Source organism: Phytobacter sp. SCO41, from assembly GCF_003073275.1.
Classification (GTDB): Bacteria; Pseudomonadota; Gammaproteobacteria; order Enterobacterales; family Enterobacteriaceae; genus Phytobacter; species Phytobacter diazotrophicus.
Genome location: NZ_CP027225.1, coordinates 4,621,683 through 4,636,344 on the forward strand (window position 1 = coordinate 4,621,683; position 14,662 = coordinate 4,636,344).

The 14,662-nt window shown below is 52.0% G+C and carries 12 protein-coding genes; 4 read left to right on the forward strand and 8 right to left on the reverse strand.

The window, feature by feature from the left end; translation table 11 throughout:
• Positions 1 to 99: 99 nt before the first annotated feature.
• From ispC to rpsB, 5 genes are all read right to left on the reverse strand, one after another.
• Positions 100 to 1,299, reverse strand: a complete 1,200-nt coding sequence (gene ispC / locus C5523_RS22520; protein WP_108702008.1) for a 1-deoxy-D-xylulose-5-phosphate reductoisomerase — start codon at positions 1,297 to 1,299, stop codon at positions 100 to 102.
• A gap of 95 nt (positions 1,300 to 1,394) precedes the next feature.
• Positions 1,395 to 1,952: a ribosome recycling factor gene (gene frr, locus C5523_RS22525; RefSeq protein WP_039078435.1), complete on the reverse strand. Its 558-nt coding sequence runs from the start codon at positions 1,950 to 1,952 to the stop codon at positions 1,395 to 1,397.
• A gap of 152 nt (positions 1,953 to 2,104) precedes the next feature.
• Positions 2,105 to 2,830: a UMP kinase gene (pyrH, locus tag C5523_RS22530; RefSeq protein ID WP_039078434.1), complete on the reverse strand. Its 726-nt coding sequence runs from the start codon at positions 2,828 to 2,830 to the stop codon at positions 2,105 to 2,107.
• A gap of 146 nt (positions 2,831 to 2,976) precedes the next feature.
• Positions 2,977 to 3,828: a translation elongation factor Ts gene (tsf, locus tag C5523_RS22535; protein ID WP_039078433.1), complete on the reverse strand. Its 852-nt coding sequence runs from the start codon at positions 3,826 to 3,828 to the stop codon at positions 2,977 to 2,979.
• 139 nt (positions 3,829 to 3,967) lie between these two features.
• Positions 3,968 to 4,693: a 30S ribosomal protein S2 gene (rpsB, locus tag C5523_RS22540; RefSeq protein WP_039078432.1), complete on the reverse strand. Its 726-nt coding sequence runs from the start codon at positions 4,691 to 4,693 to the stop codon at positions 3,968 to 3,970.
• A 377-nt stretch (positions 4,694 to 5,070) separates the two neighbouring features.
• Here rpsB and map point away from each other — a divergent pair, with 377 nt between their 5' ends.
• The 4 genes from map (at position 5,071) to C5523_RS22560 (ending at position 10,087) form a co-directional block, all read left to right on the forward strand.
• Positions 5,071 to 5,862, forward strand: coding sequence for a type I methionyl aminopeptidase (gene map / locus C5523_RS22545; protein WP_108702009.1), 792 nt, complete (start codon positions 5,071 to 5,073; stop codon positions 5,860 to 5,862).
• Positions 5,863 to 6,045: 183 nt separating this feature from the next.
• Entirely contained in the window at positions 6,046 to 8,721 is a 2,676-nt protein-coding gene (gene glnD, locus C5523_RS22550; protein ID WP_039078430.1) for a bifunctional uridylyltransferase/uridylyl-removing protein GlnD, read from the forward strand.
• 30 nt (positions 8,722 to 8,751) lie between these two features.
• Positions 8,752 to 9,576 carry a 2,3,4,5-tetrahydropyridine-2,6-dicarboxylate N-succinyltransferase gene (gene dapD / locus C5523_RS22555; protein WP_108702010.1) on the forward strand — a complete coding sequence of 275 codons (825 nt, stop codon included), beginning with the start codon at positions 8,752 to 8,754 and terminating at the stop codon, positions 9,574 to 9,576.
• Positions 9,577 to 9,697: 121 nt separating this feature from the next.
• Positions 9,698 to 10,087, forward strand: coding sequence for a DUF3461 family protein (locus C5523_RS22560; RefSeq protein WP_039078428.1), 390 nt, complete (start codon positions 9,698 to 9,700; stop codon positions 10,085 to 10,087).
• Between the two features lie 100 nt (positions 10,088 to 10,187).
• Here the strand turns inward: C5523_RS22560 and cdaR are convergent, their stop codons facing one another.
• The 3 genes from cdaR to dgt form a co-directional block, all read right to left on the reverse strand.
• Positions 10,188 to 11,345 carry a DNA-binding transcriptional regulator CdaR gene (cdaR, locus tag C5523_RS22565; protein WP_039078427.1) on the reverse strand — a complete coding sequence of 386 codons (1,158 nt, stop codon included), beginning with the start codon at positions 11,343 to 11,345 and terminating at the stop codon, positions 10,188 to 10,190.
• Positions 11,346 to 11,507: 162 nt separating this feature from the next.
• Positions 11,508 to 12,956 carry a serine endoprotease DegP gene (degP, locus tag C5523_RS22570; RefSeq protein WP_039078426.1) on the reverse strand — a complete coding sequence of 483 codons (1,449 nt, stop codon included), beginning with the start codon at positions 12,954 to 12,956 and terminating at the stop codon, positions 11,508 to 11,510.
• 135 nt (positions 12,957 to 13,091) lie between these two features.
• Positions 13,092 to 14,606, reverse strand: coding sequence for a dGTPase (gene dgt / locus C5523_RS22580; protein ID WP_039078425.1), 1,515 nt, complete (start codon positions 14,604 to 14,606; stop codon positions 13,092 to 13,094).
• Between the last annotated feature and the right edge of the window lie 56 nt (positions 14,607 to 14,662).

A 14,662-nucleotide genomic window follows, 5' to 3' on the forward strand; every position in this document is an offset into this window, starting at 1 on the left:
TCCCCTGACAGCCCGACATTAAACAGGCTGATGGATGGCGCAGACTATATCACCGAAGCCCAACGCTAACAAATAGCATGACTGTTAGTGGCTGGATTATCACCAGCTTGCGAAGCGCGTCACTTGTTTTTGCGCTACGTCACGTGCAAGCCGATCTACAGCCAATACATCATCAATACTTTGTGGTTCGCTTAATACCATCTGTTCCAGAACAGACAGATTCAGCGCAGCAATATCCGTAAAACGGATAGCGGAAGCCAGAAATGCCGACACCGTTACCTCATTAGCCGCATTCAGCGCCGTGGTCGCTGCCTGCCCCTGTGCAAACGCATCTATCGCCAGTTTCAGGCAAGGGTAGCGGTTATAATCAGGTGCGGCAAAACTCAACGCGCTCAATTTACAAAAATCGAGGGCATTGGCGCCGGAGGGCACACGTTCAGGCCAGGCCATAGTATGTGCAATCGGTGTACGCATATCCGGTTCACCAAGCTGCGCTAAAACACTGCCGTCCTGATAACGCACCATGGAGTGGATCACCGATTGCGGGTGAATAAGCACTTCCATCTGGCGGGCAGAAGCGTTGAATAACCAGCGCGCTTCAATGTATTCCAGACCTTTGTTCATCATGGTGGCGGAATCAACGGAGATCTTTCTCCCCATCGACCAGTTCGGATGACGACATGCCTGATCCGGCGTCATTGAGGCCAGTTCGGACATAGGCGTTTCACGGAACGGGCCACCAGACCCGGTAAGCAGAATAGACGAAACGCCATTCTGCTCTAAATCAGCGTACCCCAGGTTTTGTTGGATTGTTTCCGGTAAACTCTGAAAAATAGCGTTATGTTCGCTATCCACCGGGAGGAGCTGCGCCCCGCTCTCTTTCACTGCGTCCATAAAAAGACGTCCGCAGGTCACCAGCGACTCTTTATTGGCAAGCAGCACGGTTTTACCCGCGCGGATAGCCGCAAGCGTAGGCACAAGGCCAGCAGCGCCAACAATCGCCGCCATCACCTGGTCGACCTCATCGAGCGCAGCCATCTCACAGGCCGCCTGCTGACCACTCATGACCTGCGTCGGGCAGCCCTGTTGCTGTAATTCAGCTTTTAGCTGACGCGCACTGGCTTCATCGTCCATCACCGCAAAACGCGGGGTGAATTCCAGGCATTGTTCCACCATACGGGTAACATTTTTACCCGCAACCAGGGCAGTAATGGAAAAGCGATCGGGATTGTGGCGAACCACATCGAGCGTGCTGCAACCAATAGAACCTGTTGAGCCCAGAAGGGTTAAATGCTTCATGAAACGCTCACAATATTGTGCAGATTAAAAGCAAAACGCCGCCAGCAAAGCCCCCTTGGCGGCTCTCTGTACGGCGTTTTTCGTCGGTTTTCGAATCAGAACTGCATCAGTTCTGCTTCTTTATCCGCCAGCGCCGCATCGACTTTTTTGATTGCAGCGTCAGTCAGTTTCTGCACGTCTTCCTGAGAACGACGGTCATCATCTTCACTGATTTCTTTATCTTTCAGCAGCGCTTTGACCTTATCGTTCGCATCACGACGTACGTTACGAACAGCAACGCGCGCTTGTTCAGCTTCGCCACGAACAATTTTGGTCAGGTCTTTACGACGTTCTTCAGTCAGCGGCGGCAGCGGAACACGAATGTCGGTCCCGGCGGAGCTTGGGTTCAGACCGAGGTCGGACGCCATGATGGCTTTCTCAACGGCCGGGCCCATAGAACGATCGAACACGTTGATTTTCAGCGTACGGGAGTCTTCTACCGTTACGTTCGCCAGCTGGCGCAGCGGCGTCGGAGTACCATAATACTCAACGACGATACCATCCAGAAGGCTCGGGGAAGCACGGCCAGTGCGCACTTTGCTGATTTGGGTTTTGAATGATTCTACGCATTTTTCCATGCGCACTTCAGCATCTTTTCTGATATCGCTAATCACGTTACGAATCCTTGAAATCTTGTCTCAGGCAAACCATACGCCACTTGAGTGGTTAGTATAGTCTCGTTCAGTACAAGGCACCGTGAAGATGCCTGACAGAACTGCTAAATAAATTAAGGCGGAATCTTACCCTTATTTGTTGCTTACGGGAATTATTCCGTAATCAAAGTGCCTTCATTTTCGCCCATTACCACACGACGCAACGCGCCCGGCTTGTTCATGTTGAACACGCGGATAGGTAATTTATGGTCGCGGGCCAGGGTAAAGGCGGCAAGATCCATTACTTTCAGTTCTTTATCAAGAACTTCGGTATAACTGAGCTGATCGTACATGGTCGCAGCCGGATCTTTTGCCGGATCGGCAGTAAACACGCCATCAACCTTGGTGGCTTTCAGTACGACATCCGCTTCTATCTCAATGCCGCGCAGGCAGGCAGCGGAATCAGTCGTAAAGAACGGGTTACCCGTACCGGCACTAAAGATCACAACACGATTGTTACGCAGCAGACTGATCGCCTCAGCCCAGCTGTAATTGTCACACACGCCGTTCAGCGGAAATGCGGACATCAGGCGGGCATTCACATAGGCGCGATGCAGCGCGTCGCGCATTGCCAGGCCATTCATGACCGTAGCCAGCATGCCCATGTGGTCACCCACCACGCGGTTCATACCCGCTTTCGCCAGGCCAGCCCCACGGAACAAGTTACCGCCACCAATTACCACCCCAACCTGAACACCCAGTTCAACAAGTTCTTTGATTTCTTGCGCCATGCGGTCAAGGATGCTCGCATCAATACCGAAACCTTCGGAACCCTGCAGGGCTTCGCCGCTCAGCTTAAGCAGAATGCGTTTATAGACGGGTTTTGCATTGGTAGCCATGTTTCTTTCCTGAGACTGTCAACAATTAGACGGGTTTAAATCCGGCGATATGATACGTCGCCTGTCAGCGCAAACACTATAGCGATTGGCTGATTTTACTCTGACGGGAACAAAAAGAAGCCGCCCTCAGGCGGCTGCTTTAATAATTAAGACTGCTTGGACATTGCAGCAACTTCTGCTGCGAAGTCAGTCTCAACTTTCTCGATACCTTCGCCCACTTCGAAGCGGATGAAGTTAGTCACATCAGCGCCCTGCTCTTTCAGCAGTTGGCCAACGGTTTTGCTCGGATCCATAACGAAAGGCTGACCCGTCAGAGAAACTTCGCCGGTGAATTTCTTCATGCGGCCTTCAACCATTTTCTCAGCGATTTCTTTCGGTTTGCCAGACTGCATGGCGATGTCCAACTGAACCTGGTACTCTTTTTCTACCACTTCAGCAGATACATCTTCCGGCTTAACGAATTCTGGTTTGCTTGCAGCGATGTGCATAGCCAGCTGTTTAACCAGCTCTTCGTCTGCGCCTTTAGCCGCAACCAGAACACCGATACGTGCGCCGTGCAGGTAAGAACCCAGCACTTCGCCTTCCAGGGAAGCAACACGACGGATGTTGATGTTCTCACCGATTTTAGCAACCAGCGCTACACGTTCTTCTTCGAACTGTGCTTTCAGAACTTCAACGTCAGTGATTTTGCCTGCAACAGCTGCGTCCAGAACTTTGTTAGCAAATGCCTGGAAACCACCGTCTTTCGCAACGAAGTCAGTCTGGCAGTTAACTTCCAGAATGATACCGTAGGTGCCGTCGATCTTGGTGATGATCACGCCGTCAGCAGCAACGTTGCCTGCTTTTTTCGCAGCTTTGATTGCACCAGATTTACGCATGTTTTCGATTGCCAGCTCGATGTCGCCGTTAGCTTCAGTCAGTGCTTTTTTGCAATCCATCATGCCTGCGCCAGTACGTTCACGCAGCTCTTTTACCAGGGATGCGGTAATTTCAGCCATTCTTTATTCCTCGGGAGAATTTGACCTGCCCGGTTCGAAGAACCGCACAGATATGAAAGTAAAAAAGGGGCCTGAGACAGGCCCCCTAACCAAACTTGTAACTACCTGGTTAATAAGGGCTCTAAAAGAGCAAACCTTATTATTCAGCTTCTACGAAGCTTTCTTCCGCTTGGGTAGCCAGATCCTGAGAACGGCCTTCACGGACGGTCGCAGCAACAGCATTCAGGTACAGGGTCACAGCACGGATTGCATCGTCGTTACCCGGGATAACGAAATCAACGCCATCTGGATCAGAGTTGGTATCAACGATAGAGAATACCGGGATACCCAGGTTGTTCGCTTCTTTGATAGCAATGTGCTCATGGTCAGCATCGATAACGAACAGTGCGTCCGGCAGGCCGCCCATGTCTTTGATACCGCCCAGGCTGTTTTCCAGTTTCTCAAGCTCGCGAGTACGCATCAGCGCTTCTTTCTTGGTCAGCTTGTCGAAAGTACCGTCCTGAGACTGAGTTTCCAGGTCTTTCAGACGTTTGATGGACTGACGAACGGTTTTCCAGTTAGTCAGCATGCCGCCCAACCAGCGATGGTTCACGAAGAACTGATCGCAGCTGTTTGCAGCTTCTTTTACCGCTTCGCTTGCAGCGCGTTTAGTACCAACGAAAAGGATTTTACCTTTACGAGAAGAGATCTTGTTCAGTTCAGCCAGAGCTTCGTTGAACATCGGTACAGTTTTCTCAAGGTTGATGATGTGAACTTTGTTACGCGCGCCGAAGATGAAAGGCTTCATTTTCGGGTTCCAGTAACGGGTCTGGTGACCGAAGTGAACACCAGCCTTGAGCATGTCGCGCATGGAAACAGTTGCCATGGTAAAAACCTCTATAGATAAAGTTGGGGTTAAGCCTCCACGTATCCCATATTACCGACCCCGAAGGGCACCCCGGAATATGTGCCGATACGTGTGTGTTATTACACAAAGTGAGATTTGGTCGCCTCAGTTCCGAAGAGGAACGGAAGTCCGGCGCGCTTTATACCATAAACAGGCGTCAGACTCCAATAATTGTTGGCGTTACGCACGGTACTGAACGATGAATTTCCTGTTACAGGAGGCATAGCAGTACACGGGCGGCACGAAAGACGAAGTTCAGAATGATTCTCAATTTGGCACAGGACTCGTCAGACTGTTACCATTGACAGCACTTAGACTAGTATTGTCGAAAAATTCGACGCTGATGGACAGAATTCATGGCTATCTCAATAAAGACTCCAGAAGAAATTGAAAAAATGCGCATCGCCGGCCGTCTCGCCGCCGAAGTGCTGGAAATGATCGAACCGTACATTAAGCCCGGCATAAGCACCGGTGAGCTGGATCGTATCTGTAATGACTATATCGTTAACGAACAGCACGCCATCTCCGCCTGCCTTGGCTATCACGGCTTCCCGAAATCCGTTTGCATCTCTATTAATGAAGTGGTTTGTCACGGCATTCCGGACGATGAAAAACAGCTCAAAGATGGCGATATCGTCAACATCGACGTGACGGTGATTAAAGATGAGTACCATGGCGATACGTCGAAAATGTTTATCGTCGGCAAACCTACTATTTTGGGCGAGCGTCTGTGCCGTATCACTCAGGAGAGCCTCTACCTGGCGTTGAGAATGGTGAAACCGGGCATCCGTCTGCGTACCCTTGGTGCAGCCATTCAGAAATTCGTGGAAGCGGAAGGTTTCTCTGTCGTCCGTGAATATTGCGGCCACGGTATTGGTCGCGTTTTCCACGAAGAGCCGCAGGTGCTGCACTACGATGCGGATGACGGTGGCGTAGTGCTGCAGGCCGGTATGACCTTCACCATTGAACCGATGGTGAACGCAGGCGATTACCGTATTCGTACTATGAAAGATGGCTGGACGGTAAAAACCAAAGACCGCAGCCTTTCCGCGCAATACGAGCACACGATTGTGGTTACCGACACAGGGTGCGAAATTCTCACCCTGCGTAAAGATGACACTATCGACGCTGTGTTAACCGCCGCTTGATAGTATTTAACGGTCCGCGTCGCGGGCCGTTGTTTTCTCCCCCCGCCCCGCTCTACGTCATAGATATAAACGACTTTTCATTTCTCGTTATCTCTTCTAATTTGTCGCATATGTCTTTGCATCCCGAACGCTCTCTGGTTCGGCAATGTCGCGTCCTGCCTTCAACTTATGGGTGGCCTGTTAATGAGCAATACATTTTCTGAACAATTCATCAGTACGGTGAAACCCACCCTTCCGGGCCAACCGGACTATCCCGGGAACTGGCCACAGGACGAACTGAATTGCGCCGCCATCAAGGCGCATATCGATACATTTCAGCAATGGCTGGGGCATGTTTTTGACGCCGGCCTTTCTGCCGAACAACTGATAGAAGCCCGCACGGAATTTATCGATCAACTCCTGCAACGCCTGTGGCTGGAGTATGGTTTCGGCGACATCGGCGATACCGCGCTGGTTGCCGTGGGGGGCTACGGTCGCGGTGAACTGCACCCGCTGTCGGATATCGACCTCCTTATTTTGAGCCGCACAAAATTGCCTGACGAGCAGGCACAAAAAATCGGTGAACTGCTCACGCTCTTATGGGATGTGAAGCTGGAAGTCGGCCACAGCGTGCGTACGCTAAGCGAGTGTCTACAGGAAGGGCTTTCCGATTTAACGGTCGCCACCAATCTGATTGAATCCCGCCTGTTAATTGGCGATGTTGCCCTGTTTCTTGAACTGCAAAAGCATATTTTCAGCGAAGATTTCTGGCCATCGGAAAAATTCTTCCCGGCAAAAGTGGCCGAACAAAATGAGCGCCACCAGCGTTATCACGGCACCAGCTACAATCTGGAGCCCGATATCAAAAGCAGCCCTGGCGGCCTGCGCGATATCCACACCCTGCAATGGGTCGCACGTCGCCACTTTGGCGCAACGTCCCTGGATGAGATGGTTGGGTTTGGCTTTTTAACCGAAGCCGAACGCAACGAACTTAACGAGTGTTTGCACCTGCTCTGGCGTATTCGCTTCGCCCTGCACCTTGAACTCAACCGCTATGACAACCGTCTGCTATTTGACCGCCAGCTCAGCGTTGCTCAACGCCTGAATTACGTCGGTGAGGGGAATCAACCGGTCGAGCATATGATGAAGGATTTCTTCCGCGTCACTCGTCGCGTGACCGAACTGAACCATATGCTGTTACAACTCTTTGATGAAGCGATTTTGGCGCTCACCGAAGATGAAAAGCCGCGCGCCATTGATGATGAATTCCAACTACGCGGCACGCTGATTGACCTGCGCGATGACAATCTGTTTATCCGCGAGCCGCAGGCCATCCTGCGTATGTTCTACATCATGGTGCGTAACAGCAGTATCACCGGTATCTATTCGACCACCTTGCGCCATTTACGCCATGCGCGACGCCACCTGACGCAGCCGTTGTGCTATATCCCCGAAGCGCGGTCAATATTTCTTAGCATGCTCCGTCATCCCGGAGCCGTGAAGCGTGGCCTGCTGCCAATGCATCGCCATAGCGTTTTGTGGGCTTATATGCCGCAGTGGTCGCACATTGTCGGGCAAATGCAGTTCGACCTGTTCCATGCCTATACCGTAGACGAGCACACCATCCGGGTAATGCTGAAACTGGAAAGTTTCGCCAGTGAAGAGACGCGTCAGCGCCATCCGCTTTGCGTGGAACTGTGGCCGCGCCTGACGCATCCCGAGCTTATCCTGATCGCTGCGTTGTTCCACGATATCGCCAAAGGACGCGGGGGCGACCACTCCGTGCTTGGCGCACAGGATGTGCTGAAATTCGCCGAATTACACGGTCTCAACTCCAGGGAAACACAACTGGTTGCCTGGCTGGTGCGCCACCACTTGCTGATGTCTGTCACCGCACAACGCCGTGATATCCAGGATCCGGAGGTGATCAAACAGTTCGCCGAAGAAGTGCAAACAGAAAACCGTCTGCGCTTCCTGGTGTGCCTGACAGTGGCTGATATTTGCGCCACTAATGAAACCCTGTGGAATAGCTGGAAGCAAAGCCTGCTACGCGAACTCTATTTCGCTACGGAAAAACAATTGCGTCGCGGCATGCAAAACACGCCGGATATGCGCGAACGCGTGCGGCACCATCAGCTCCAGGCGCTGGCGCTGCTGCGGATGGACAATATAAATGAAGAGCAACTGCATCAGATTTGGGGACGCTGTCGCGCCAACTACTTCGTCCGCCACAGTCCAAATCAGCTTGCCTGGCACGCGCGGCATCTGTTGCAACACGACCTGAGTAAGCCATTGATCCTGCTCAGCCCGCAGGCCACGCGCGGCGGTACCGAGATTTTTATCTGGAGTCCGGACAGGCCTTATTTGTTTGCCGCCGTCTGCGCCGAGCTGGACCGGCGCAACCTGAGCGTGCACGACGCACAGATTTTCACGACCCGTGATGGCATGGCGATGGATACATTTATCGTCCTGGAACCAGACGGTAGCCCACTGTCGCCGGATCGTCATGACGCCATCGGCTTTGGCCTGGAACAGGCGATTACACAGCCCAGTTGGCAGGCACCGCAGCCGCGTCGTCAACCAGCCAAGTTGCGCCACTTTACCGTCGATACGGAAGTGAATTTCCTGCCGACGCATACAGACCGAAAAAGTTTCCTGGAGCTCATCGCGCTGGATCAGCCAGGGCTGCTGGCCCGCGTGGGCAAAGTGTTTGCGGACCTTGGCATTTCGCTGCACGGGGCGAGAATTACGACAATTGGTGAGCGAGTAGAAGATTTATTTATAATCGCGACTGCCGACCGGCGTGGCCTTAATAATGAGCTGCAAAAGGAGGTACAACAACGGTTGACAGAGGCCCTCAATCCAAACGATAAAGGGTGACGTGTTTTTTTATATGGAAAGAGTTTAACAATGCAGCAGTTACAGAACGTTATTGAAGCCGCTTTCGAGCGTCGCGCAGAGATCACCCCGGCAAACGCAGATACCGTTACCCGTGAAGCGGTTAACCAGGTTATTGCCCTGTTAGATTCCGGCGCGCTGCGCGTCGCAGAGAAAATTGATGGTCAGTGGGTCACTCACCAATGGCTGAAGAAAGCCGTACTGCTCTCTTTCCGCATTAACGATAATAAAGTTATCGAAGGTGCGGAAAGCCGCTACTTCGATAAGGTACCGATGAAGTTCGCCGACTACGACGAAGCGCGTTTCCAGAAAGAAGGCTTCCGCGTCGTGCCACCCGCGGCGGTGCGCCAGGGCGCGTTCATTGCCCGTAACACCGTGCTGATGCCGTCTTATGTGAATATCGGCGCTTACGTCGACGAAGGCACCATGGTCGATACATGGGCGACTGTCGGTTCATGCGCGCAGATCGGTAAAAACGTTCACCTCTCTGGCGGTGTCGGGATTGGTGGTGTTCTGGAGCCATTACAGGCGAATCCGACCATTATCGAAGATAATTGCTTTATCGGCGCACGTTCCGAGGTAGTAGAAGGTGTTATCGTTGAAGAAGGTTCCGTGATCTCCATGGGCGTGTACATTGGACAGAGTACGCGTATTTATGACCGCGAAACGGGCGAAGTTCACTATGGCTGCGTACCAGCGGGTTCCGTTGTTGTTTCAGGCAACCTGCCGTCTAAAGACGGTAAATACAGCCTGTACTGCGCTGTCATCGTGAAAAAAGTCGATGCCAAAACGCGTGGTAAAGTCGGCATCAACGAACTGCTGCGCACCATCGACTAAGTCATACCCTCTCCTGATTCGGGAGAGGGTGACATATCCCGCCTTTTTTGCATTTCCAGGTGGCGAAAATAGATTTTTTCGTTAATTATTCATAGGTTATGTTGAGCTTAAGGGTACCGCTATGTACGATAATCTGAAAAGTTTAGGCATCACCAATCCTGATGAAATCGATCGCTACAGCCTTCGTCAGGAAGCAAACAACGACATTCTGAAAATCTATTTCCACAAGGACAAAGGCGAGTTTTTTGCGAAAAGCGTAAAGTTTAAATATCCTCGTCAGCGCAAAACGGTGGTCGCGGATGGTATCGGTCAGGGATACAAAGAGGTGCAGGAGATCAGTCCAAACCTGCGCTACGTGATCGACGAGTTAGATCAAATCTGTCAGCGTGATCGGACAGATGTGGATCTGAAACGGAAGATCCTGGACGATCTCCGCCATCTGGAAAGCGTTGTCGCGAATAAGATCAGCGAAATTGAATCCGATCTGGAAAAACTGACGCGCAATAAATAATGCGGGAGTGACGCATTCTGATGTCCTCACCCCGTCCCTCTCCTGGCTGGAGAGGGCGCAAACATTAAAAAGGCAACCCAGGTTGCCTTTTTGCTTTCATTTACCGCTGTTCATCCAGTTGCAGCGCCACATAGAGCAGCAACCTGTCGTCAAAGTTCCCCAGATCCAACCCGGTGAGTTCAGAAATACGGTTCAGACGATATTCCAGCGTATTGCGATGAATAAATAACGCCTTTGACGTCGCCAGCGGCTGAACATTGTGGCGGAACCATGCGGAAAGCGTACGGCGCAAAAGGCCATTATTATCCATCGCTTTAAGACGCTGCAGCGGGCGGGAAAGCTCATTCGCCTGCCAGCCGCCGCGTAAACTGTCGAGCAGCACCGGCAGCATCAAATCCTGATAGAAGTAACTACGGCTTTCCGGCATGCGCTGTTTCCCCACCATCATAGTGGTGCGCGCAGTACGGTAGGAACGAGCGATACTGCCCGGCCCGGTAAAGTAGTTACCCAGCGCAACGCGAAAACGCAACTGACCGTTCTCTTTCATGCGCTGAATCAGTTGTTCAACGCGCTTACGATGATCTTCGGCATCCCAGCGACCAAACTGATTCAGTGCCGGTTTAAGCACCACCATTTCGGTCAACGAGACAATCGCAATAAGGTTATTACGCTCAGGCGTGGTCAGGGCATTTTGCAGTTGCTGGAGTTCCGCCATCGCGCTGTCCACCCCCAACTGCCCGCTATCGACCTCCACCACGGCAACCACACGCGGCTGATTTAAATCGATGCCCAGACGCTGTGCCCATTCGGTAAGTGCTGGGGTATGCTCTTCTGCCTGAATCAGGTTCATTACCAATTCTTCACGCAGACGACTGTCCTGAGCCAGCAGGTGCATCAGCCGGGATTGTTCCAGCATCATTTCGGCGGTCATGCACACCAGCTCGCCATATTTGCGCAACGACTCAGGCTCACCCGTCAGGCCAATAACGCCGACGATTTCCCCTTCCAGACGCAACGGCAAGTTGATGCCCTGACGGACCCCATGAAGGTGACGGGCCACCGCATCATCGATATCCACCACGCGCCCTTGCGCCAGCACAAGCAACGCGCCTTCGTGCAATTCCCCAATTCGCTCGCGATCGCCGCTACCAATAATGCGGCCACGAGCATCCATCACGTTAATGTTTGTATCTATGATGCGCATAGTGCGCGCCACGATATCCTGCGCCATTTTAGTATCAAGATGCCAGCCAGCCATGTAACCCTCCCGTGAGCAGAGCACAAGCATATGGGAGATAATTACGGGGCGCACTGTGCAAATGCACAAAGCAGGCGGTGGAAGTATGGAGTTGTGGAAGGCCTCACAAAATCTGAGGAGAGCGCCCTCTTCTCCCGAATGGAAGAAGAGGGCTTAAGCGGGTTACTGCATCAGCAGATAGATTGAAGTATCACCACGCTGAATATTCAAAGCAAGGACCGAAGGCTTGCTGTCGATGATTTTGCGCAACTCGCCAAGGTTTTTCACCGGTTGCTGGTTAGCCCCCACGATGATATCCCCTTTCTTAAGACCAATGCGCGCAGCAGGCGTGTTGGCTTTCACCACGTTCACGACAACGCCCTCATCTTTACCATTGTTGCTCATTTCAGCGCCTTCAATGCCGCTGAAAATATTGCCGGACTCGACCTGATTTTGGCTGCTCTGCTGCAGTTCAAGGCTCACATTCACCGGTTTACCGTCGCGAACCAGACCCAGTTGCACTTTGCTGCCGATAGGCATAGAACCCACTTCCGCACGCAGCGCGGCGAAGCTGCTGATTGGTTTGCCATTCAGCGAAGTAATCACATCACCGGCTTTCACACCTGCTTTCGCAGCCGCAGAATTTGGCATGACCTGGCTGACAAAGGCACCGCGCTGAGCATCGACTTTCATCGCTTTCGCCAGCTCAGAGTTCAGTTCAGTCCCCATGATTCCCAGCTCGCCACGACGTACCTGGCCATACTGCACCATCTGCGCCGTCAGGTTTTTCACCATATTACTTGGGATAGCAAAGCCGATACCGATGTTGCCGCCATCCGGAGCGAGGATGGCGGTATTGATACCGATCAGTTCACCATTCAGGTTAACCAGCGCACCGCCGGAGTTACCCCGGTTGATCGCCGCATCGGTCTGGATAAAGTTTTCATAGTTTTCCGCATTCAGGCCGCTGCGACCCAGTGCAGAGACAATACCTGAGGTCACGGTTTCACCCAGGCCAAACGGGTTACCGATAGCCACGGTATAATCACCGACGCGCAGAGCGTCAGAGTCAGCCAGCTTAATAGCCGTCAGGTTTTTCGGATCCTGAATTTGCACCAGTGCGATATCGGAACGCGGGTCTTTACCAACGATTTTGGCATCGAATTTACGGCCATCGCTCAACTGAACTTTAATAGAGGTCGCATTATCCACCACGTGGTTGTTTGTCACGACATAGCCTTTAGCTGCGTCAATGATGACACCGGAACCCAGAGCCATAAATTTCTGTTGCTGAGCGCCATCCCCCCCGGGGCCACCTTGCCCGCCCGGAGCACCACCGCCCTGACAGAAAGGCGAACTCTGGAAGGGAGAACCGTCCTGGCAGAACGGGGAATTATCACCGAAGAACTGCTGGAAATTACGCGGCATACGCGGCGTATTAACCGTGGTGCTGCCTTCTACGTTAATACTTACAACGGATGGCATGACCTGTTCCAGCATGGGTGCCAGGCTTGGCATCTGCTGCGAAGTCGACACCGATGAGGCGGTTTCAGCAGCCATCACGGAAACAGGGGACAGCGCCAGGCTTAAAGCCAACGCCAGTGCACTCATTGCTAAAGTCGTTTTTTTCATGTCTCTCAATCTCTTTACTGGTAACGCAAACGGCTGTGTATGTATCACTCAGAGTCGCTTTATAGCGTGAAGTTCCGGGATTAAGTTTTTGGAAAAAGTAAAAATTTATTGTCCGTCTTTACAATTCCCAACCGATTATTCCACCGCCATCAAGCGGCGGTATTCATCCCATGCATATAAATCTGTCATTCCGCTGATATAGTCCTGGATGAGCCGACAACGGTGATAATATTCCAATATCGCGAAGTCGCTCCCTTCCGGGGATAATTTGCTCACAGCTTCAACGTAAGCCAGTCGATGGCGCGTTGATAACTTCTGGAACAAGCGTGATTCAATCGGCAAACGTCGCACGCGATCTTTTTCCACAAGCTCTGAAAAATCCGCCAGCGATAATTGCAGTAGCGGACGATAAATCTCCAGAAGCCCACTGATTACGCGATATCCCTGTAACTCCAGTTGTTCAACATCGGGATGACTAAACACCTCTTTAATGGCGACATTTTTATAAAGTTCAAGGAGCTGGCTATAATCGCTGTCATCTTCCAGCAGGGCGTGATTGAATTCTCCGCTGAATATTTGCGGTAGGTTTTCAATAAATCGCTGCGCGGCATAAGGCACAAGTTTATTTAAGGTATTTACACGTAAATACATAAAGAACTGATCTTCGGCGCTGCGGCTTAATGAATTTGCGCGGGATTTCTCCCAGGCGTTCTCCACTACCTGAGAGAACAAAGAACCTTTACTGTGTTCACCCCAGGCGTCATAGAGATGCTGATAGAGTTGCTCTGCGGTAAAAATGCGCTTTTCCACCGCATCTTCAAGGTCAGCTACGCAATAGGAAATATCATCAGCGGCTTCCATTATCCAGGTCAGTGGGAAACGACTGTAAGTATCGAGCTCAAGTTCTTTACGCAGCCGGGCGACATACGTCTCTTCGGAAAAATAAAAACCCGGCTTTTTCATTAAATAACTGTGGGTGGATGGCGGTGGACCACTCCACCAGGCAGGCCGGGTATATTTTAAAATACAGCCCACCTGTGCCCAGGTCAGATTCATGCGCATCAGGGTGTGAACCAGACGAATACCCTGCGCATTTCCTTCAAAATGGCTGAGATCCTGGCGCACCTTACGGCGTAGCGCATTGAGAGCATCTTCCCCCTCCCGCAGACGCAGCGCCACCACTTCGCAGCGATCGTCCGTCAGAGGCTGGCTGGCAGCATCCTCTGGCGCCAGGCGCTGACGAAACCAGTCATTGATTGCCGCCTCGCCAAAATGACCAAATGGCGGATTACCAATGTCGTGCATCAGGCACGCCATCTCAACAATGCTTTCAAAAGGCCCGGTAAGTTCATCCAGGCCATAGGTTTCAAGCAGACGAAGCTCTTTCAGGCGGCTTAACACCTCTTTGGCGATGTAACGCCCAACCTGCTGCACTTCCAGCGAATGGGTCAACCGCGTGCGCACCGCCGCGTTACGTTCCAGGGGGAAGACCTGCGTTTTTTGCTGCAGACGGCGAATCGCCGCCGAGTTGATTATCCGCCCGCGATCGCTTTCAAAAATGCGCAGGATTTCGCGCTCAGTTTTCACGCCTTGTGGCGAACGGTAGCGACGATGCCAGTTTATTTTTTTGCGAAAATCGATCTCAGCCATTTCCTCTCCTGTCAGCGAGGCGTCACGGGGTATCATGCAATTGTGTATGCCATGAT